The sequence below is a fragment of the Methylobacterium longum genome (genome assembly GCF_022179385.1).
Classification (GTDB): domain Bacteria; phylum Pseudomonadota; class Alphaproteobacteria; order Rhizobiales; family Beijerinckiaceae; genus Methylobacterium; species Methylobacterium longum.
In genome coordinates, this window is the sequence record NZ_BPQS01000037.1 from 1 (window position 1) to 19,755 (window position 19,755).

Here is a 19,755-nt window from a genome sequence, read left to right on the forward strand (position 1 = left end):
TGATCGCCGCAAGGCGATGCTCGAGGACATCGCGATCCTGACCAAGGGCCAGATGATCGCCGAGGATCTCGGCATCAAGCTCGAGAACGTGACGCTCCCGATGCTCGGCCGTGCCAAGCGCGTCCGCATCGACAAGGAGAACACCACGATCATCGACGGGTCCGGCGAGAAGTCCGACATCGAGGGCCGCATCGCGCAGATCAAGGCGCAGGTCGAGGAGACCACCTCGGACTACGATCGTGAGAAGCTGCAGGAGCGTCTGGCCAAGCTCGCGGGCGGCGTCGCGGTGATCCGTGTCGGCGGTTCGACCGAGGTCGAGGTCAAGGAGAAGAAGGACCGCGTCGACGACGCCCTTCACGCCACCCGCGCGGCGGTCGAGGAAGGCATCGTCCCCGGCGGCGGCACCGCGCTGTTGCGCGCCAAGGCGGCCGTTCAGGGCCTCTCGAACGACAACCCGGACGTCCAGGCCGGCATCAAGATCGTGCTGAAGGCCCTCGAGGCCCCGATCCGTCAGATCGCCTCGAACTCGGGCGTCGAAGGCTCGATCGTGGTCGGCAAGATCCTGGCCAACGCCTCTTCGACCTACGGCTTCAACGCCCAGACCGAAGAGTACGTCGACATGCTCCAGGCCGGCATCGTCGACCCGGCCAAGGTCGTCCGCGCTGCGCTCCAGGGGGCGGCTTCGGTCGCCGGTCTTCTCGTGACCACCGAGGCGATGATCTCCGAGGCTCCGCGCAAGGACGCTCCTGCCATGCCAGCCGGCGGCGGCATGGGCGGTATGGGCGGCATGGACTTCTAACCTGTCATGGCTCCCTAGCGGTGCTTTCCCACGGGCCGGATGTCGGCGCGTGGGCGAGCGCCGCGGGGGGCCACGCTCCGCGCAGGCAGTGCCTGCGCACAATATCGATGGCTCACGCAGCACCCGCTTGCGCCTTCGACCGCTCTCGGCACAAACATCAATCCAGATACTACGAGAGGTCGAGACGGCCGGTCCGTAACGCCCTGCGGGCCAGGGCTCGCAGCGTGCAATCGGTCAACGCCGAGCTCGGTCTCGCTCTTCAGGACGGAGCCCATGCGCATTCTCGTCGGCTGTGAGATGACCTACGAGTTTCCGCAGCCCACCCCCGTCATTGCGACGCTCAACGTCCATGCATCGCGCTTCTCCGATCTCGAACGGCCTGATTACCTGATCACGAGTCCGGCGGTTCCGCTGGACGGCTATCGCGACAGCTTCGGGAATTGGTGCAATCGCATGGTTGCTCCGGCAGGGCGCTTCACCCTCAAGACCGACACGATCGTGCGGGACCACGGCAGCGGCGACACGCGGGAGCCGGACGCTCCGGAAATCGCAGTGGAGAAACTGCCTTCGGACAGCGTCCTGTTTCTCCTCGGCAGCCGGTACTGCGAGACCGATCGTCTGTCGTCCATCGCATGGGACTTGTTCGGGCATCTCTCGCCCGGCTGGAGCCGGGTGCAGGCGATTTGCGACTACGTGCACGATCGGATCGTCTTCGGATATGAGCACGCGCGCGCGACCCGAACAGCTTTCGACGTGTTCGAAGAGCAGCGGGGCGTCTGCCGTGACTATGCTCACTTGGCGATCGCGTTCTGCCGCTGCCTCAACATCCCGACACGGTACTGCAACGGTTATGTCAGCGACATCGGCCTGCCCCTGCCGCATGCCCCGGGCGATTTTGCCGCCTGGATGGAAGTATACCTTGGAGGTCGTTGGCACACCTTCGATCCCCGGAACAACAGCTCACGTATCGGCCGGATCCTCATCGCCTATGGTCGCGATGCCGCTGACGTACCCCTGACACTCACGTTCGGTCCCAACCATCTCGCCGAATTTCGTGTCACGACGGAGGAAGCACCGAGTCCGGCCTAGGCTCATTCCTTCATCGAGGCCGGCCGCAGGCCCGACCCCGCTCCCATGGCATCGCGTTCCGGCGTCGGGTCGTGCAGGGGCACGGGTGCGGTAAGACGCTGCACGGCGCCGCTCCACCCCCTGACCTGTCGCGCGGCCTCGTGCGTTCCTAAGTTCGCGTCTGAGTGCGCAAGACAAGCCGTCGCTCAGATCGGGCCGCGCTGCTCGCCCGCAGCCGGGCGACGATGGGTGCGAGGCCGGCGTTGATGGACCATGCCGCCGTGGCGGTCGTGCCCGCGCCCGTCCCACAGGTACAGCACTGCCCAGTTCCGAAGGTCCGCACCTACAGGCACCGGCTCTTCTAGATAGTTCACGCGGCCGTGAACACAGCGACGCCTCATTCTGGCGCCCAAGAGAAACCGGGCGCCCCGCAGGACGCGCGACCGGATCGCGTCCAGCCGATGCAGGTTCCGTCATCACCTCGGCTGTGGGCTACGGATCAAACTGAGGCGGTGGTGATGCTGTTCATCTGGTCGGGTTGGGGGATCGTGGTCATCCCTGTCGTGATCGGCACGGCGGTTGCGGTCGGGGCGCTGGGCGGCTCGGCGCTTCGGGCCCTTGGTCACCCCGAACTCACTTTTCTCGCCGTCAGCCTCGGGCTCTTCGCCGCCGCAGCCGCCAATTGGATCGTCGGCCGGCGTCTGAACGGTCGTCCGCCGCGCGAACTCATCGACCCGGCCACGAACCAGCGCGTTCTTCTCCGCCGTCGTCACGCGCTGTTCTGGGTGCCGGTACAATACTGGTCGGTGCCAGTTGCGCTCGCCGCGCTCGTCCCGCTGCTCGCCCTGCGCAATCTCTGACTTCGAATTCCAAGATAGCCCTACAGTCGAGGAGATGAGCATGCCGCGTGGCAGCTGTCAGCGTTCGGGAAGACGTCGCCGGTTCGGCGTGGCCGGTCTCGCCACTGTGCTGGCTGCGCCCGCCGGGGCCGTGACACCGGTGACGCCTGTAGGTGTCGAGAGCTGTGACGCCTTCCTAGACGCATACGCGCAGTGTGCAGCAAGCCCAGGCGTGCCGGAGGCCGTTCGTCCGAACATTCGTCAGGGTATCGGCACGCTGCGGGAGAGCTTCCGCGATGCCGTCAGCCGCACTGCGTCCGCCCGACCGACCGTCGCCCAGCAATGCGCCCAGGCCCACGAGGCCGTGCGCAAGAGCATGGTCGACGCCTTCAGGTGCGACTTCCCCGCCCCGCCGCCAGCCTCGCAGGCGCTGCTGCAGGCCGTGCCTCCGGCCCCTGTCACGCAGGCCCCTGCCATGCAGGCCCCTGCCATGCAGGCACCTGCGCGCGCGGATGCCCGGGTCGCGCCATTCCCGCCGAGCCGCGAAGCGCAGGAAGTGGCGAAGGCGAACGCCTACACCGAGGTGCAGAACCACCTCGTGCGTTCCCACCCGCTGGAACGGCAACTCGCCGAGTACCGACGCGACAACGAACGCGTGCTCAAGCTCGGCACGAAGCTGGGTGCCAACGCGTGGTACCACTTCGGCATCGTCGACTTCGATGGGGTGATCGACGAGTTGGAGAAGGCGGCCGCTCTGCCCGGGACCATTCCCGAGATCGACCCGCAGGCCACGCGGCTGCTTGCAGCCTTGCGCGAGCTCAACCCGACGCTGAAGGCGCTGACCCGCTACCAGACCATGCGGGAGTTCAAGGAGGACGGGTACAAGTTCGCCCGGGAGCAGCACACGATCCTCGTACCCAGGGTCGAAGCCGCCGCCAAGGCGATGGACGCCTTCGGCACCGCCCTGTTCGAGCGCGAACTCGCCCGGGACGAGCGCCGGATGGCGAGGCTGCCGGAGGACGCCCCGGCACGCCGGCTGCTGGCGACCAGCCTCGCGCTCCGTCGGGCGGTGCAGCGTTTCGAGGCGCTTGGGCCGAAGGCCGACACAGCCCCGTTCCTCGCCGCCCTGGGCGACGTCTCGACGGCCAACCGCCAACTTGGGGCGACCTTCGACGGCATGAACCCCAAAGCCAGCACATCCTGCACCGGCTACGCGGACACCGTGGCGAGCGTGATCGGCCACGGCCGCGACGTCGCGCGGGACATCAAGGCGAAGGGCGACCCGAGCCAGCCGGCGCGGCTGTTCAACGACACCTACAACCGCTCGGTGCGCGATCTGGAATCCTGCCAGCGGTACGAGAGTCGCGCGCGGCCGAGCTGACGGACCGCCGGGAGAGTGCTGGCCCGAAGAACGCCGGCCCGGACAGCGCTGGCCGGCATCCATCGAGTGTGGAACGCCGAGGGGCAGATGATCGTGCCGCTTCATGACGACCGTCGCAACAAACGGCGGCTTCCCCCCGTCGTCTGGCTCATCGCCTGGGTCGTCGGCGTTCCGGCCTTGCTCGGGGGACTCGGGGCCTGGGAGGTCGAGCGCGGGCAGGCGACCGCCGAGAACGTCACGCGCCGCCAGGTCGAGCTGCCGGTCTCCGTCGTCCAGCTCCGCCTGCTGGCGGCGACGGACCCCTACGCCTCGGTCCGCTTCGAGGGCGCGCGCACGGCCTACGGTGCGGCGCTGGCCGTCGACAGGGCTCAGGAGGCGCTGGCCGCGGTCACGCGCGATCTGCCGCTGGCCCGGGCTCGCGCGTGGATGCCGTCCGCGACGCTGGGCGGCGCGCTGCTGGCACTGCTGGCCGGTCTCGTCGCGCTCGGCGGCGCCGCCGCCGCGGGCCTGTGGGCCCGGCGCTCGCGCGACGCCCTGCTCGCGAGCTTCGGCCTCGTGCGCCGTGCGCTGCCGGTGCTGCTCGGCCTTCAGATCGTGGGCCTGAGCCTCGCGGTGCTGGCGGCCGCGCTGTTCGAGGCCACCGGGCTGTGGTTCACCCAGCGGTTCTCGGCCGGCGAGGCCAAGCTGCTGCTCGCCGCCCTCGTCATCGCCGCCCTTGCGGCCTGGGCCGCGGTGGCGGCGGTGCGCGGCCTGCGCGGGGTCTTCGCGCTGTTCACCCCCGAGCCGATCGATGTCCGCGGCCGCGCCCTCGACGAGGCCGAGGCACCGGGACTGTGGCGCCTCGTGCGCGAGCTCGCCGGGCGCGGGGATGCCCTCGCCCCCGACGCAGTGGTGGTCGGCTTGACCGGGGGGTTCTTCGTCACCGAAGGCGCCGTGCGCCTGGGCTCGAACGGTCAGACGCTGACGGGGCGCACGCTGTACCTGCCGGTCCCGTATCTCGGCGTGCTCGACGGGCGAGAGCTTTCTGCAGTGATCGGGCACGAGCTCGCGCACTTCGCGGGCGAAGACACGGCCTACAGCCGGCGCTTCACTCCGATCTACGCCGGCCTGCATCGCGCGCTGGCCGCACTGGGCAACGCCGGCCCCGGGGATCTGCTCACCCGTCCCGCCGCGTATGTCGGCCATCGCAGCCTCGGGACCTTCGACGCGGCGGTGGCGCGCTGGAGCCGGGCGCGGGAGTTCGAGGCCGACCGGCGTGGCGCCCTCGTCTCTGGAGCACCGCCCGCAGCCTCCGCCCTGCTGCGGGTCGGCGTTCTCGGGCCCGTGGTGGGGGAGACGCTCGGATCTGCCTTCGACGAGCCCGACGCGGCCCCCGACGATCTCGTGGCGGGCGTACTCGACGCGATCCCGGCAACCGGCTTCCCCGACCCCGGGTCGCACCTCGACGACCGGCAGGCACACCCCACCGACACCCACCCTCCGGACCGGCAGCGGATCGCGGCGCTCGGCGTGCCGCTCGACGCGGAGCTGTTCGCCCGTGCCGCCCGTCCTTTGACCGAGGCCGACCGCGCCTGGCCGGCCGCCCTGGTCGCGGACTGGGCCGGCCTGTGCCGCGGGCTCAGCGCGGACTTTCTCACCGGGGCCCGGGAGCACCGTGCTGCCGAGCGAACGTACCTGGAAGAGGCCGCGGCGGCCGTGCCGGTCGAGGAGACGCTGGTGCATGAGAACGGCTCTCCGATGGTCTGGACGATGGGGGTCCTCGCCCTCCTTTTCGCCGGGGCCGGCGCTGCGCTGCTGCTGTACCCCCGCGCACTCGGCATCGCGCAGGATGCCTTGGCCCAGCAGATCCTCGTGGGCGTTGCCGCGGCGGGTGTCGCGTGGGCAGGGATCTACGCTGCACGTGTGCATCGACGCGGCCGGATACCGCTGCTGGTGCTGACGCCGGACGCGCTGCGCTCGCCGCTCCTCGACGGTGCGGTCGTTTGGCAGGACGTGGCGGACTTCCAGGTCACGCACGGCAAACGGCTCACCTTGACGCTGGCCCTCGCGCCGGAGGCCACGCTGCCGAGGGCCAAGCGCCTGGTGTCGCAGGCCCGGGTGAGCCGACGGCGAAGGCAGGTCAGCGTGCAGTCGCTCGGGGCGCGCGGCCTCAAGCCCGACGCCTTCGCCGCGCTGATCGGGCGTTACCTCGCGGCCTCCCGCGCCCGCGTACACCTGTCCGCGACAAGTACGGGGATCTGATCAGTCGACCACAGGCACACGACTCCCCGAGGGCCGGTTCGACGCCGCGCCGTGGCTCGTCGTGCCGAGAACAAGACGACGCGAGCTGCTGAGTCGGAAGACACGGTTGTGACCGAGCGTTCGACCGGTGCTTCAAGACTGCCGCCCCCGGTGGCCGGATCACACGCGGAATGTCCGCTCATCTGTCTGCTCGCCAAGCCAGGCCGCCGAGATGAGACGACCCTGGAATCGATGCTCCAGCGATGTGAGGCTGCCCGAAAGCGGTCTGACAGCCTCGGAGAACGGCCGCCGAACGACCGGGCGGCCCTTCCTCCAACCCAACCCTGCCTCTCACGACGGCCTTATGGGTAGGGACGACGTCGCCCGGCGGTCTGCGGATCAGCGTCGGCCCCGGACGAATATGCCTCGTTTTCGGCCGACCTGCTTGTCCCAGTTCGCGGAGGGCCAGAGTTATAGCTCAGGCTCGGAGGGGTAGGGGAAGGTTTCCACGATGGCTGGCGTCCGCTGCATCGGCTTCCTGCTCTGCCCGGACTTCGATTTCATGGGCTTGGCCGTGACCTCGCCCTTCGCCGTCGCAAACCGATATGTCGCCGACACGACCTACGACATCCGGTTCCTGTCAGAGGCCGGCGGCCTCGTTCGATCGGGGTGCGGCCCTGCTGTCGAGACCCAGCGCCTGAGCGAACCGTCCGCCTTCGACACGATCATCGTCGCCGCGGGGATCAGCCTCCCTGAATCGAGCCCGGACTTCCTCGCCTACCTACGCCAAGCGGCCCGCTCCGCACGCCGCTTGGCGGGCCTGTGCCTCGGCGCCTTCGCCGTAGCCGATGCCGGCCTGCTGGACGGGAGGCGCGCCACAACCCACTGGCGCTATGCGCCCCAGTTCCGCGCGCGCTATCCCGACTGCGCCCTCGATATCGGCAAGATCTACGTCGCGGACGGCAACATCTGGACGTCCGCTGGCATGTCGGCGGGAATCGATCTCGCCGTCGGAATGGTCGAGGCCGACCATGGCCGGCACGTGGCCCGTACCGTGGCGCGGGGCCTCGTCATGGAGCGCCGCCGAGCCGGGGGGCAGGCTCAGCATTCGGCGATGCTCGACTTCGACGCGCCGAGCGACCGGATCCAGAGCGTCCTCGCCTATGCGCGGCAGAACCTGCGGCGTCCGCTGACCACGGAGGATCTCGCCGCGGTCGCCTGCCTCAGTCCTCGCCAGTTCACGCGGGCCTTCCGAGCCGAAACCGGCGTCTCGCCCGCCAAGGCGATCGAGGTGATGCGCGTCGAGGCTGCCAAGCACATGCTGGAACAGAGCCGCCTGCCCATCGAGGAGATCGCCGGTGCCACCGGTTTCGCGCACCGCGAGCGCATGCGTCGGGCTTTCCTGCGCGTCCAGGGAGAAGTCCCGCGGGCGATCCGCCGGGCCGCGGGACCGCTCGCCGTCGTCTGACGCGTCGGCACGTCCGAAAACGAGGCAATTATGACGTGGTGGGTGCCAAGACCGCTGCGTAAGCATGGCCGCGGGGGCTGCGTATTGCTGGGAAGTCGTTGCCATGGTGAGCCTGACGATCAACGGTCTCCAATATGCAGTCGACGCGGAGCCCGAGACGCCGCTGCTCTTCGTCCTGCGCGATACGCTCGGGCTGACCGGCACGAAGTACGGCTGCGGGATCGCCCAGTGCGGCGCCTGCACCGTCCATCTCGACGGGCAGGCGACGCGCTCCTGCCAAGTGCCGCTTGAGAGCGTCGGCACCCAGGCCGTCACCACCATCGAGGCGATCGAGCAGGACGCGATCGGCCGAAAGGTCGTCGAGGCCTGGGTCGCGCTTCAGGTGCCGCAATGCGGCTATTGCCAATCCGGTCAGGTCATGGCCGCCGCCGCCCTGCTGAAGCAGACGCCGCGCCCGACCGACGGCGACATCGCCGACGCGATGACGAACCTGTGCCGGTGCGGGACCTACAACGCCATCGCCGCCGCCGTGCGGCAGGCCGCCGCCTGAGGAGCCCGCTATGCATCCGCGCCTCCCCTCTTCTGCCCCATCTCGTCGCCGCTTCCTCGCGGGTGCCGGCGGCGCCCTCGTTCTCAGCGCCCTCCTGCCGGCGCGCTCGGCCCGCGCCGAGGCCCAGGGCCCTGCGGAGGGGGCGGGTGCCCTCGCGCCAAAGCCGGGGACGCGGGTGTCCGCCTTCCTGGAGATCCACCCGGACGGCACCATCAGGCTGCGCAGCCCCTTCGTGGAGGGCGGCCAGGGCATCGCCACCGGCATGGCGCAGATTGTCGGGGAGGAGCTCGACGTACCGCCGTCCCGCTTCGTCGTCGAATGCGCGCCGCCCGGCCCGGACTACGCCGTCGTGAACGGCATCCGCATGACCGGCGGCAGCTTCTCGACCCGGTCGAGCTACGAGACGATGCGCCGCCTCGGCGCGACCGCCCGCGACCTGATGATCCGCGCGGCGGCGGCCAAGCTCAAGGTGCAGGTCGGCGAACTCACCACCCGCGACGGACTCGTCCTGCACGCGGCTACGAGCCGCGCCATCCCCTACGGTGACCTCGCGGGGGACGCGCTGAAGCTGAAGCCGAACCCGTCCGTTCCGCTGCGCGACCCGGCGACCTTCCGCTACATCCGCCAGCCGGTTCCCCGCCTCGACGTGCGGGACAAATCCACGGGCCGCGCGATCTACGCCATCGACCAGCGGGTCGAGGGCATGCTCTACGCCGCCGTGCAGCACGCGCCGCGCCTCGGCACGGAGCCGAAGACCCTCGCCAACGCGGACGAGGTCAGGGCCATGCCGGGCGTGCACTCGGTGCACCGCCTGCCGGGTGCCGTGGCCGTCGCCGCCGACAGCTGGTGGCGGGCGCGAAAGGCCGTCGAGGCTCTCAGGGTCGACTGGTCAGCGCCCAAGCCCGGCGGCATCGACACGGTCGCCGCCGATTTCTCGTCCGAGGGAATGCTCGCCGCGCTCAAGGCTTCGGCCGATCCGGGCCACGTGGCCGAGGAGCAGGGCGACGTCGCCGGTGCCTTCGCCAAGGCCGCCAAGGTGGTCGAGGCGGATTACGACGCGCCCTACCTCGCCCACGCGCAGCTCGAGCCGCCCTCGGCGATCGCGCGCTTCGACGGTGACGGCACCCTCGATGTCTGGCTCCCGAACCAGATGCCGGAGGTGTTCCAGGCCGTATCGGCGAAGGTCGCCGGGCTCCAGCCAGCCCAGGTCCGCATCCACTCTCCGATGCTCGGCGGCTTCTTCGGCCGCCACTTCACCTACGAGGCCGGCAACCCGTTCCCGCAGGCGATCCTGCTCGCCAAGGCGACCGGACGGCCCGTGAAGGTGCTGTGGTCGCGGGAGGAGGAATTCAGCCGCGACGCGGTGCGGCCCTTGAGCTTCAGCCGCTTCCGCGCGGCGCTGGACGCGGCGGGGCAACCGACCGCGATCGAGGTGCGCACGATCGGTGAAGGCCCGATCGGACGCTACTTCAGCATGATGATGCAGACGCCCGTCGACCCTTCCGCGGTCGAGGGCATCGTCGAGAAGCCCTACGCCGTACCGAACCGGCGCATGACCTTCACGAAGGTGGCCCACCCGGTGAACATCGCGTTCTGGCGGTCGGTCGGGCATTCGATGAACGACGCGTTCTACGAGAGCTTCCTGGACGAGATCGCCCAGGCCGGCAGCCAGGATCCGTTTGCGCTCCGCATGGCACTCCTCCAGGGCAGCGCCCGGCACCGGACCCTGCTTTCGACGGTGGCCGAGATGTCCGGCGGCTGGCAGCGCGGGCCCTACCGGATCGAGGGCGGGATGCGCGCCCGCGGCCTCGCCATGGCCTCGCCCTTCGGATCGGAGACGGCGACCATCGCGGAGGTTTCGGTGGAGGGCGGGGAGGCTCGCGTCCACAACCTCTGGATCGCCTTCGACCCCGGCAGCATCGTGAACCCCGCCATCGTCAAGGCGCAGGTGGAGTCGGCGGCGGCGCTCGGCCTCTCCTCAGTCCTGTTCGAGCAGATCGTCTACCGCGACGGCGTGCGGCAATCCCAGAACTACGACACCTATCCGGTCCTGCGCCGGGAGCACATGCCGAAGGTTCACGTGCGCATCGTCGAGAGCGGCGCGCCGATGGGCGGGGCCGGTGAGCCGGGCCTCCCGGGCGTGCCGCCCGCCGTCCTCAACGCCGTTGCGGCGCTCACCGGCCAGCGGATCCGCGCGCTCCCGATCGCCAACACCAAGCTCTCCGCCGCCTGACCAGGGATCCGCGATGACACAGAATACAGGCACGGCGCTCGTGACGGGCGCCTCCTCGGGGATCGGCGCGGCTTATGCCGAGCAACTGGCCGCCCGGGGCCACGACCTCATCCTCGTTGCCCGCGACGCGGTCCGGCTGCGGGCGGCGGCCGACCGCATCGGGCGAGAGACCGGCGTGAGCGTCGAGGTCCTGCCCGCCGACCTGACCAGCCCGGCGGATCTCGCGGCAATCCGGGACCATGTCGCCACGGAGGCGGGTCTCCAACTCCTCGTGAACTGCGCCGGGCTCGGGCCCCTGGGGCCGTCCCTCGACAGTCCGGCGGACCTCTACGACGGGATGCTCGACCTCAACGTCCGGGCGTTGCAGACCCTGACCTTCGCGGCGGCGAGAGCCTTCGCCGAGCGGGGAAGCGGGACCATCGTCAACGTCTCCTCGGCCGTGGCCCTCCTCCCCGAGCGCTTCAACGCCGCCTATGCGGCGAGCAAGGCCTTCGTCCTCGCGCTGACGCAGGGGCTCGCGGCAGAGGTCGGCGGCAAGGGCGTTCGTCTCCAGGCGGTGCTGCCCGGCGTCACCCGCACCGCGTTCTTCGATCGGACGGGCGCGGATATCGGGCAGATCCCGGCGGAGATGATCATGGAGCCCGACGCTCTCGTGGCGGCGGCCCTCGCCGGGCTCGACGCGGGCGAGGTCGTCACCATCCCCTCGCTGCCGGACATTGCCGATTGGCAGGCCTCCGAAGCAGCCCGGTTCCGCTTGGGCCCGAACCTCTCCCATCGAGTGCCGGCTGCCCGGTACGGTCTCGGCTGATAGAACGGGCGTTCCGGTACCTGTGTGAGTGGGAGATCGTCGGTGCTGCAGGTCGTCGCGAACGCGCAGGACGCGTCCTCTTCGGAGGTTGCCCTGGCGGCCCATAGCCTCCCGGAGCAGCCCAAGCGTCCGGGAGGCTGGCGGCAGGTCGAGGCGTTGCCCGTCGGCCTGTTCGCGGCGGTGATGGGCCTGACGGGCCTCAGCGTCGCCTGGAGGTTGGCGCAAGTCCGGTACGGGACCCCGCTCTGGCTCGCAGAGGCTATCGGTCTCGCGGCCTGCGCCGCCTTCGTCGCCATCGCGGCGGGCTATGCCGCCAAAGCCTTCATCGCCGCCCCGGCGGTGCGCGCCGAGTTCCGCCACCCCATCGCCGGCAACCTGTTCGGCACGCCGCTGATCAGCCTGCTCCTTCTGCCGATCCCGCTGGCACCCCTGAGCCTCACCGTGGCACGCGCGTCGTGGATCGTCGGTGCCGTCGGCATGACCCTGTTCGCTTGGCTGATCGTGACCCGGTGGCTCAGCGACCGGCAGCAGGTCGCGCATGCGACGCCAGCCTGGATCGTGCCGGTGGTCGGCCTCCTGGACGTCCCGCTCGCGCTTCCCATGCTCGGACTGCCGCCGATGCAGGGCGTGATGGTTTTCGGCCTGGCCGTGGGGTTGTTCTTCGCCGTACCCCTGTTCACGCTGATCCTGTCCCGTCTCCTGTTCGAGCCGCCGCTGCCGGCCGCGCTGCAGCCGTCGCTCCTGATCCTCGTCGCGCCCTTCGCGGTGGGGTTCTCGGCCTATGTCGCGACCACCGGCGCGGTCGATCTGTTTGCGGAGGCGCTCTTCGCGGTCGCGCTGTTCCTGCTCGCCGTGCTGCTGCCGAAGCTCGCCCAATTCGGGCGCGCCTGCCCGTTCCGCGTGTCGTGGTGGGGCGTGAGCTTCCCCCTCGCCGCGGTGGCGGTCGCGGCGCTGCGCGTCGCAACGGTACAGCCGGGGCCTGCCACCGATCTTCTCGCCCTCGGCCTGCTCACCCTCGCGACGCTGGTCATCGCGTGGCTGCTCGGTCGGACGCTGATCGGCCTCGCCCGTGGGGAGCTGCGCACGCTGGTACAGTGACGTTCAGTTGCAGCGCAGCGGCTCATCCGCGGCACAGCAGAGGCTGCAGAGCAGCGGATGGTAATCGCTCGGTCCGGGCCTCCGAACTTGAGTGATACCGTGGCTCGGCCAGAGCCGAAAAGCTTGGGAGCTGCATTTCCATAATGCACCGAGTTCACTTTGCTTGCGGATCCCGGCGGCAGGCGCCGCGATGCGGGGATGCCGGTATGCGCCGGCGAACGGGTCCGGCGTTTGAACGGCTCAGCCGAACCGCTCGCCGCTGGCACGCACGGCCCATGCGTCAGATTCGGAACGAGGCGACGCCCTGCGCGCGGATCTCCGCGAGGTTCTGGGCGGTGCGCGGCGTGTCGTGAAGACGCTCCTCGAACAGCGGTACGCGACCGAGCAGCTGGGCTGCATCCTGTACAGGGGCCTCGAATTTCGGTCCGCGCGCTGACCGGGCGCCGTCTTGCGCGTCCCCCCGTAGCGCGACCCGCCTCACCGGGCTCCCATTCCGGATCACCCGCTCTCGTCGGAGGTCGTTTCGATCCGATCGATGTCCATCGCGGACCTTCCGACCGGCCGCCGCTCCGTCGGTCGCCTCTCCGGCCTCCATTACCGTGAAGCAGGGCGGCTGCCTTCGGCCGACCCGCAGCACGGGCTTGAGCGTCGTATCGCAGGGGTTGGCGATTGTCCGATCCGGGGCAAACGCCTGAGGATCCGGTCACGATCAGCTCTATGGAACCTGCGGGTCCCGGTGATCACTCATAGCCGATGGCGCATCGGTGATCTCGTCCATGACGAGTTGGTTCAAGGCACAGACGAACGACGACAGCCGGTAGCCGTCGTGACGCGAGAGAGCGTTGTCGAAAGCCCGGACGTTCCAGAACGGGTCGTTGGGGCGGGTGATCGGTGCGATGCCGGTCAACTGAAGACCGTGCAGGAAGCGCGCGGCCGGGCCGCTCTCGTTGGACCGGCTCGGCACGAGGTCGGCGCTGTCCCAGAAGGTACCGCGCCGGGCGGCGCGCGCCGTTCGGGCTCGGGTCAGCCAGCGGTCGGAGCGCGGGCAGTCCAGGGCGGCATCAGCGAGGGTCGCATAGGGATGGTGCTTCTCGAGACCCGGAGCATCGAGCCCGAGCAGTTCGTGGGTCGTGCCGAAAGGTGCAGCCGAAGGCTGGGTATCGGCCAGCACGCCGGCCGCCGGCCGCGGCGGGTCGAGATTGCCGATCGTGTGCGAATCCTCGCGCGCGGTGTTCTGGAACGGGAAGGTTGCAGCCAGCAGCGATAGCGTGTGCAGCGGGAGCGTCAGCAATCCGGCTCCGAGGCCGACAGGCGGTGGCGGGCTGCAGCTTTCGCCACGAGGCTGGCGGCCCTCGAACCGCGCCGCCACACGGTCGAGGAAGCCAGCGGCGGGGCGGAAGTCGAACTTGAAGGTCGGAAACAGGTCGTGCGTCGCCCAATCGTAGTCGACGCCCGCATCGAACATGCTGTCCGTCGCCGAGAGCCGGCTTCGGATCTTCCGGCGGGCGGCGGCGAAGGCGTCGTCGACATCAAGGCCGATCCACGCGCAATCGCCGGGCCGCAGCCCGCCGGCCGGGAAGGCCAGGGCCGCAGTGACCGACATCAGGACCGGCCTCTGGTCGGCGGGAAAGTAGCCGTCGTCCCGGGCGACCTCGGAGGCCGGCGTGTGCACGTCGGCATGGTCGGCCAGCTTCATCCAGACCTCGCGCTGGATCGCGGTCCATTTGCTCGCTTCGGAGGCGGGATTGATCAGGACCACAAGATTGCCGAGGACCGGCGGCAGCGTCTCTCCGAACCGGTGGCGGCGCACCGCCTTCACCACGTCGTCCTTGAGGCCGCTGGCCAGCATGTTGCCGCCGAGGCTGTGCCCGGCGACGATCAGCTTATTGTGCGCCCCCGGCGCGCTGAGCGTCGTCTCGAGTGTGCGCAGGGCTGAGATCGCCGCCGGCGCGATGGCTTCGCTCACCGGCTTCCGATCGAACAGGGTGGCGCCGGCCGACAGGTTTCCGAAGAAGCCGCCGATCGCGTCGCCGAACCAGAGCCGCAGGCCCCGCTCGTCGACGCGAGCTCCGCGCCATCCGACATAGACGGCCGTGACGTCCATGTCGCAGACGCTCGGGTCGCTCGGGCAGCGCTGCGCAAGAAAGCGGGCGGCGTGAGCCGCGTAGAGGCGCAGGTCTGCCACGTTGCCGTCGCCGATCCGCGCGTCGTGTCGCCAGCCGTGAACGAACGCGATCACATAGTGCGACCCCGTCGAAAGATGCTTCTTCAGGGCATCGAGCTGCGTGATGACGGGCTTGACCATCGTGGACGGCATGCCCTTGGCCCGCATCTCGGTATCCATGGCATGGCGCAGCATCGCGCTGTCGATGGCCGTGTCGCTCGCCCCCTCGCGGGAGACCAGTGCGTAGGGTTCGCCGTCTTCTTGGAACTCGATGAAGCCGAGGTGGTAGGCGAGGTCCTGCCCGCCGGCCTCGCGGGCCGGGACAACGTGGCGCTGGAGGGCGCAGCGCAGCCGTGTCGCCCAACGCATATCGGCCGCGATCACCGCGCCTTCGTCGTTGCTGGCGTCGACCCATCCGTCGCCGTCGGACGGCATCGCGGTCCGCAGGGTTTCGCGGCCGGTATCGGCCAGGATCGTCCAACCTTTCGCGAGCCCGTCGCGGCATTCGGCGAGGCTCGGGTCGAGGTTGCGATAGGCGCGCGCCTTGTCCGTCGAGAGCACGACGTAGTTCAGAAACAGGATGCCGACGGCCCCGAGGACGAGCGCACCGGCAATCCGGGTCGTGCTCCGCAACGCGTGCAGGACTCCACGAGCAAGCCTGAAGGCCGCCCGACGTGCGGCGTGCCGCTGCTCTCCCTGAGCCCCCACCCGTCCCACGCTCATTGCGCCCCCAGCCTGCCGGGCAGCATCGACAGTCTCCGCAAGAGCCGGAACGCATGAGGCGACATCGAAATGTCGCGTTGCCCTGCCGCTCTTCTTCCGACGTCGATGCTCCAATACGGCACGAGCGATGATGATTCGGTCTCGGTAACTGCGCCGCCCCGGATGCGAAGTCTTACCGGTCGAACCGGAAGGGATCCATCATGATGCGCGCACTTCTGCCGGCTGTCGCTCTCCTCGCCGGAACAAGCGTGGCCATGGCCTCCTTATCGGCCCTTGTCGGCGCCTGGGGGCACGATTTCGTCGTCACGCCGTTCGAGCCGATCCAGCTGATGGTCGCGATGGCAACCGATAAGGCTACCGGCAAGCAAATCAACGTCATCAAGATGCCGGACGGTCAGGTGATGGCGGTCGTGCCCTTCGACCAGATGGCGAAGATGCTGGAGACGGATCGCAAGAGTCCACATCCTACAAATGGGGCAAGATGAGCGATCGGGCGCGAGGCCGGAACCTGATTGATGGTGGTCGTTGAAAGAGGTTTTGTAATCTGAGCCGCTGAGACCCTAAAGCGTGTTCGTGCCGACGATGCAAAATCCATGTCCGAAAGGGTCGCTGCAGAAGGCGACGGGGGGAAAGCCCGAGACGCGGTGCACCTGCTCTGGTCGCGCGCCCTTCGCCACGGCGCGTGCAAGCGTCGCCTCGAAGTCGTCGACACGGAAATCGATGTGCACCGGTGTCCAATGGCGCTCATACCGGCGAAGGTCGTCGCTTCCCGGGGCAGGCGAAGATCCAGCCGGTTTGGCAAGAAGTCCGATCGTTTCATCCCCCAGCGTCAGCCTCGCGTAGCCGGGATGAGGCCGGGAGGTCTCGATGAAACCGAAGACGTCACCGAAGAACGTCAGCCCCTCATCGATCGACGGGACGTCGATGGAAACAGTCACCTTCATCTCAACCGTTCCATTCGCTCGTATGTTGCCCGGTCTGTGTGGAACTGAACGCGCATCAGGCCTCGAGCCGGCCACACCCCACGGTCCATCATGCGTCGGCTGCCCACCCGGATCTGTGCCTTCGCCGACAGGTTGGTTCCGCGCTGTGAGGCCGTACCCGGTTGTCTTCCGGCGGTCAGCGCGTCAGCACGATGTGGGTCGCAAGCTCCGTCGCGACCGTTTCCGTCACCCGGTAGCCGAGGCTCGGCAGGTCGATGCCCGAGAACAGGTTCTCGCCTCGGCCCAGGACGATGGGAGACACCGCGAGGTGCAATTCATCGATCGCGACCGCGAGCAGATACTGGCGAACCGTCGACACACCGCCACCGATCTTGACATCCAAGTCGCCGGCGGCGGCCCTGGCTTGGTCGAGTGCCGCCTCGATCCCCCCGGTGACGAAATGGAAGGTGGTCCCGCCCTCCATGACGATGGGCGCCCGGGCGTGGTGGGTGAGGATGAAGGTCGGCGCGTGATACGGGGGATTGTCGCCCCACCAGCCCTTCCAGTCCGGCCCGCCCCAATCGTCGCCGGCAGGCCCGAACATGTTGCGGCCGAGGATGAAGGCGCCGAAGCCATCCATCGCGGCGTCGGCGAAACGATCGTCGGTCCCGCCCTCTTGCCCGATCATCGATCGGAAGGCCCGCGTCGGGAAGAACCACCGCATCAATTCCGGGCCCCCCTTCCCGAGTGGATGCTCCAGGCTCTGGTCCGGGCCCGCCCCGAAACCATCGATGGAGACCGCGAAACCTCGCGCGCGCACCTTTCCCATGGGCGTCAGGCCTGTGCGCCGAGGACGACGATCAGATCGTCCAACTGCGCGAATTGCTCGCCCCACCCGCTCGTGCTCCCGGACGCCAAGGCCTGGTCGAGGGCTTCCTTCGAGGGGAAGAGTTCGTGCACGACGACGTCCGTCGCGTTGTCCCGTTCCCCGAACGTCACCGTGGTGAGGGCTCCGTCCTCGCCCCCTTCGTCGTTGGTCCAGACGAGGCGGGCGTGAGGTGTCACCTCGACGTATCGGCCGAAGAACGTCACGGGCTGCTCCGCGGACGGGTGGCCCATCACCAGCCGGTACGTGCCGCCGGTGCGGATATCGGCCTCGAACGCGATCAACGAGACCCCGCAGGATTGGGGCACCCACCATCGCTCGAACAGCTTCGGCTGTGTCCACGCATCGAAGACGAGAGGCGCCGGGCCTTCGACGGTTCGGGTGATGACGAGGTCCCTGTCCGATTTCCGCTCCACCCGCGCCGGGGCCTTCGCCGGGATGGCGTCACTCAGTCCATCTGCCCTCATCAGCTTCTCGCTCGTCATCGAGAGCCTCCCTTCACGCCGCCAGGCGCGGACCGGCGAGGCCGAGCCTGTTGCCTGCCGGATCGGCGACGTTGGCGGAGTAGCTGCCCCCGGGAATCGGATCTGGCCCCTGAAGCACCGTGCCGCCGCGCGCGCGGGCCGTCGCGAGCGCGGCATCGATATCAGCCACGTGAACGTACCAGTTCCATCGGGCCGGCGCTCCGGTGATTGCGCTCGACATCACCGCGCCGGGGCGTAGGTCGCCTCGGCCGATGAAGGCGTACTCGCCCATCTCGCCCATCGGCATCGCCCCGAGCTTCTCCCATCCGAACAGCGCCCCGTAGAACGCGAAGGCCGCCGCCGGGTCTGGGGTGGCGAGTTCTATCCACACGCCCTGACCGAGGGTCTGCTCCGATCCGAGGGGGACGGGTCCGAAGACGTGGCCCTCGCCGGGCCGCGCCGCCTTCATCACGGCGAAGACGATATCCTGCGGGTCGCTCACCAGGGCGAACCGGCCGACATGGGGGATGTCGACCGGTCCGAACCGGATCCGACCGCCGAGGTCCGCCACACGGGAAGCCATGGCGTCGACGTCTTGCGTCGCGAGGTAGACCACCCAGCCGGGAAAGCCGGGAGCCTGGGCCATCGATTGCCGGATCCCGGCCACGGGCTTCCCGCCAGCCTCCGCGACTCGGTAGCCGCCATGCTCCGGCATCGGCGAGGGTGCGATGCGCCAGCCCGCGACAGCCTCGTAGAAGGCTTGTGCCGCGTCCTGATCGGCCGCGTTCAGTTCGAACCAGATGGGCGTACCCTCGACAATTGGCACCCGGCGCTCCTCCATGACAACGGACGCGTCCGCCGCGCCCCGGAACCGCTCGCGGCCCCGCTTTGCCCAAGGCTGACATTTTTTGGTTACACTAGGCAACCATGCAGTCAGAAAAAATAACTAGACGCGCCTCTGCGCCGCGCGAGCGTCGGTACGACGACGCTTGCGGTACCGCGCTCGCCCTGGAGTTCATCGGCGAGCGTTGGTCGCTGCTCATCATGCGCGAGCTGGTCTTCGGCCCCCGCCGCTTCGGCGAGATCCGGGCAAACCTCCCCGGCATCAGCGCCAACGTGCTGACGCAGCGCCTGGTGAGCCTGGGGGAGGCCGGCATCGTCCTGCGCCATCAGTTGCCGTCTCCGGCCAACGTGCAGGTCTATGATCTGACGGAGTGGGGCCGTCAGGCCGCTCCGCTGATGCGCGACATGGGGCGCTGGGCTGCCCGTTCACCGCGGCACGACCCGCTCCTCTTCATGTCGGCCGCGTCCGCCATGATGTCGCTTCAGGCCCTGGTCGACCACCGGCGAGCCGCCGAGTTGTCCGCGTCGGTCGCCTTCCACTTCCCCGGCGAGGATTTCGTCGTGACGGTGACCGGCGGCGAGATCGTGGTGAACCGTGGGGTCGTGGAGGCTCCCGACATCACGTTCACGGGTGACACGATGGCGATGCGCCGCACGATCTATGGCAAGGCACCTCTGGCCAAAGACGGCGCGGGCGGAACGCTCGCCTTCGCAGGCGCGGTCGATCTCACACAATCCTTCGTCGATCTCTTCGCTCTGCCCGCCAAGACTCCTTGAGAGGGTCTGGACGGTCAGGTCGATGTTCCCGGATTGTGCCAAGGGCTCTCCAGGCTGCGCGAGGGCGGTCCGCCGTGCAGGTGCGGCCGTACCGCTGCCAGCCGCGCGGCCGAAGATTGTCGCGTGGCGCAACGCGAGCGGCATGGATCCGTCCGCTCTTCGAGCACACCCTCGCCGACGTGGACCGGCGGCTGTCGGTCAGTCCAGGCGACACGCAGCACTGCCTGAGCGTCGGTGACCGGTGGGTTTGCGACTGGCTACGGCCCGCTCCGTGCCGCAAGAGCGGCACGTCGTGCGGCTCAGGTGAACTGAGCTGCTCTATCAAGATCCGTCATGTCGGACGATCCGCCGCCTCGAACGGGCAGACCTCCTGTCCGCGCCGGCCTGTCCGCCGCGCGGCTCGGTCCGCAGGAGCTGTCCCACCGGCGCACCCGCCTTTTGAGCCCCCGCGAGGGAGCAAACGCCCGCGGGGCCAGTTGATGTAACGGCACTTAACATTCGCGAGGCGACG

The 19,755-nt window shown here is 69.1% G+C and carries 17 protein-coding genes; 12 read left to right on the forward strand and 5 right to left on the reverse strand.

The window, feature by feature from the left end; all coding sequences use genetic code 11:
* The 10 genes from groEL to MFF58_RS23235 form a co-directional block, all read left to right on the forward strand.
* A partial coding sequence (gene groEL, locus MFF58_RS23190) for a chaperonin GroEL (RefSeq protein ID WP_238291354.1) occupies positions 1-799 on the forward strand: 799 nt, incomplete at its 5' end.
* 273 nt (positions 800-1,072) lie between these two features.
* Positions 1,073-1,888: a transglutaminase-like domain-containing protein gene (locus MFF58_RS23195; protein ID WP_238291356.1), complete on the forward strand. Its 816-nt coding sequence runs from the start codon at positions 1,073-1,075 to the stop codon at positions 1,886-1,888.
* 497 nt (positions 1,889-2,385) lie between these two features.
* A complete protein-coding gene (locus tag MFF58_RS23200) occupies positions 2,386-2,727 on the forward strand; it encodes a hypothetical protein (RefSeq protein WP_238291357.1) in 342 nt (113 codons plus the stop codon).
* 211 nt (positions 2,728-2,938) lie between these two features.
* The gene (locus tag MFF58_RS23205; RefSeq protein WP_238291358.1) at positions 2,939-4,087 is read left to right on the forward strand and encodes a DUF3829 domain-containing protein; all 1,149 of its coding nucleotides are present in this window, start codon (positions 2,939-2,941) and stop codon (positions 4,085-4,087) included.
* A gap of 87 nt (positions 4,088-4,174) precedes the next feature.
* Positions 4,175-6,328 (forward strand): M48 family metallopeptidase, encoded by a 2,154-nt coding sequence (locus MFF58_RS23210; RefSeq protein ID WP_238291359.1) that lies wholly within the window; start codon positions 4,175-4,177, stop codon positions 6,326-6,328.
* A gap of 490 nt (positions 6,329-6,818) precedes the next feature.
* Positions 6,819-7,775: a GlxA family transcriptional regulator gene (locus tag MFF58_RS23215; protein ID WP_238291360.1), complete on the forward strand. Its 957-nt coding sequence runs from the start codon at positions 6,819-6,821 to the stop codon at positions 7,773-7,775.
* 103 nt (positions 7,776-7,878) lie between these two features.
* Complete coding sequence (locus tag MFF58_RS23220; protein WP_238291361.1) at positions 7,879-8,325, forward strand: (2Fe-2S)-binding protein; 447 nt, start codon at positions 7,879-7,881, stop codon at positions 8,323-8,325.
* Between the two features lie 10 nt (positions 8,326-8,335).
* Complete coding sequence (locus MFF58_RS23225; protein WP_238291362.1) at positions 8,336-10,558, forward strand: xanthine dehydrogenase family protein molybdopterin-binding subunit; 2,223 nt, start codon at positions 8,336-8,338, stop codon at positions 10,556-10,558.
* A gap of 13 nt (positions 10,559-10,571) precedes the next feature.
* Positions 10,572-11,366, forward strand: coding sequence for an SDR family NAD(P)-dependent oxidoreductase (locus MFF58_RS23230; RefSeq protein WP_238291364.1), 795 nt, complete (start codon positions 10,572-10,574; stop codon positions 11,364-11,366).
* Between the two features lie 93 nt (positions 11,367-11,459).
* Positions 11,460-12,464, forward strand: a complete 1,005-nt coding sequence (locus MFF58_RS23235; protein ID WP_238291420.1) for an SLAC1 family transporter — start codon at positions 11,460-11,462, stop codon at positions 12,462-12,464.
* 715 nt (positions 12,465-13,179) lie between these two features.
* On the opposite strand, the gene MFF58_RS23240 is transcribed toward MFF58_RS23235, so the two are convergent.
* Entirely contained in the window at positions 13,180-15,261 is a 2,082-nt protein-coding gene (locus MFF58_RS23240) for a hypothetical protein (protein WP_238291365.1), read from the reverse strand.
* A 290-nt stretch (positions 15,262-15,551) separates the two neighbouring features.
* Between MFF58_RS23240 and MFF58_RS23245 the strand changes: the two genes are divergently transcribed.
* Positions 15,552-15,836 (forward strand): hypothetical protein, encoded by a 285-nt coding sequence (locus tag MFF58_RS23245; RefSeq protein ID WP_238291366.1) that lies wholly within the window; start codon positions 15,552-15,554, stop codon positions 15,834-15,836.
* Between the two features lie 75 nt (positions 15,837-15,911).
* Here the strand turns inward: MFF58_RS23245 and MFF58_RS23250 are convergent, their stop codons facing one another.
* The 4 genes from MFF58_RS23250 to MFF58_RS23265 all read right to left on the reverse strand — a co-directional run bounded on the left by MFF58_RS23250 (position 15,912) and on the right by MFF58_RS23265 (position 18,450).
* The gene (locus MFF58_RS23250; protein WP_238291367.1) at positions 15,912-16,295 is read right to left on the reverse strand and encodes a VOC family protein; all 384 of its coding nucleotides are present in this window, start codon (positions 16,293-16,295) and stop codon (positions 15,912-15,914) included.
* A gap of 175 nt (positions 16,296-16,470) precedes the next feature.
* Entirely contained in the window at positions 16,471-17,103 is a 633-nt protein-coding gene (locus MFF58_RS23255; RefSeq protein ID WP_238291368.1) for a dihydrofolate reductase family protein, read from the reverse strand.
* 5 nt (positions 17,104-17,108) lie between these two features.
* Positions 17,109-17,627: an SRPBCC domain-containing protein gene (locus MFF58_RS23260; RefSeq protein ID WP_238291421.1), complete on the reverse strand. Its 519-nt coding sequence runs from the start codon at positions 17,625-17,627 to the stop codon at positions 17,109-17,111.
* Positions 17,628-17,658: 31 nt separating this feature from the next.
* The gene (locus MFF58_RS23265) at positions 17,659-18,450 is read right to left on the reverse strand and encodes a VOC family protein (RefSeq protein ID WP_238291369.1); all 792 of its coding nucleotides are present in this window, start codon (positions 18,448-18,450) and stop codon (positions 17,659-17,661) included.
* A gap of 101 nt (positions 18,451-18,551) precedes the next feature.
* On the opposite strand from MFF58_RS23265, the gene MFF58_RS23270 reads away from it, so the two are divergent.
* Positions 18,552-19,244, forward strand: coding sequence for a winged helix-turn-helix transcriptional regulator (locus tag MFF58_RS23270; RefSeq protein ID WP_243985852.1), 693 nt, complete (start codon positions 18,552-18,554; stop codon positions 19,242-19,244).
* Positions 19,245-19,755 lie beyond the last annotated feature (511 nt).

Excerpts from the sequence above, each read along its gene's own strand:
- MFF58_RS23195 (WP_238291356.1), top strand. The coding sequence starts at position 1,073 with ATGCGCATTCTCGTCGGCTGTGAGATGACCTACGAGTTTCCGCAGCCC.
- MFF58_RS23200 (WP_238291357.1), top strand. The coding sequence starts at position 2,386 with ATGCTGTTCATCTGGTCGGGTTGGGGGATCGTGGTCATCCCTGTCGTG.
- MFF58_RS23210 (WP_238291359.1), top strand. The coding sequence starts at position 4,175 with ATGATCGTGCCGCTTCATGACGACCGTCGCAACAAACGGCGGCTTCCC.
- MFF58_RS23215 (WP_238291360.1), top strand. The coding sequence starts at position 6,819 with ATGGCTGGCGTCCGCTGCATCGGCTTCCTGCTCTGCCCGGACTTCGAT.
- MFF58_RS23220 (WP_238291361.1), top strand. The coding sequence starts at position 7,879 with ATGGTGAGCCTGACGATCAACGGTCTCCAATATGCAGTCGACGCGGAG.
- MFF58_RS23225 (WP_238291362.1), top strand. The coding sequence starts at position 8,336 with ATGCATCCGCGCCTCCCCTCTTCTGCCCCATCTCGTCGCCGCTTCCTC.
- MFF58_RS23230 (WP_238291364.1), top strand. The coding sequence starts at position 10,572 with ATGACACAGAATACAGGCACGGCGCTCGTGACGGGCGCCTCCTCGGGG.
- MFF58_RS23245 (WP_238291366.1), top strand. The coding sequence starts at position 15,552 with ATGATGCGCGCACTTCTGCCGGCTGTCGCTCTCCTCGCCGGAACAAGC.
- MFF58_RS23250 (WP_238291367.1), bottom strand. The coding sequence starts at position 16,295 with ATGAAGGTGACTGTTTCCATCGACGTCCCGTCGATCGATGAGGGGCTG.
- MFF58_RS23255 (WP_238291368.1), bottom strand. The coding sequence starts at position 17,103 with ATGGGAAAGGTGCGCGCGCGAGGTTTCGCGGTCTCCATCGATGGTTTC.
- MFF58_RS23260 (WP_238291421.1), bottom strand. The coding sequence starts at position 17,627 with ATGAGGGCAGATGGACTGAGTGACGCCATCCCGGCGAAGGCCCCGGCG.
- MFF58_RS23270 (WP_243985852.1), top strand. The coding sequence starts at position 18,552 with ATGCAGTCAGAAAAAATAACTAGACGCGCCTCTGCGCCGCGCGAGCGT.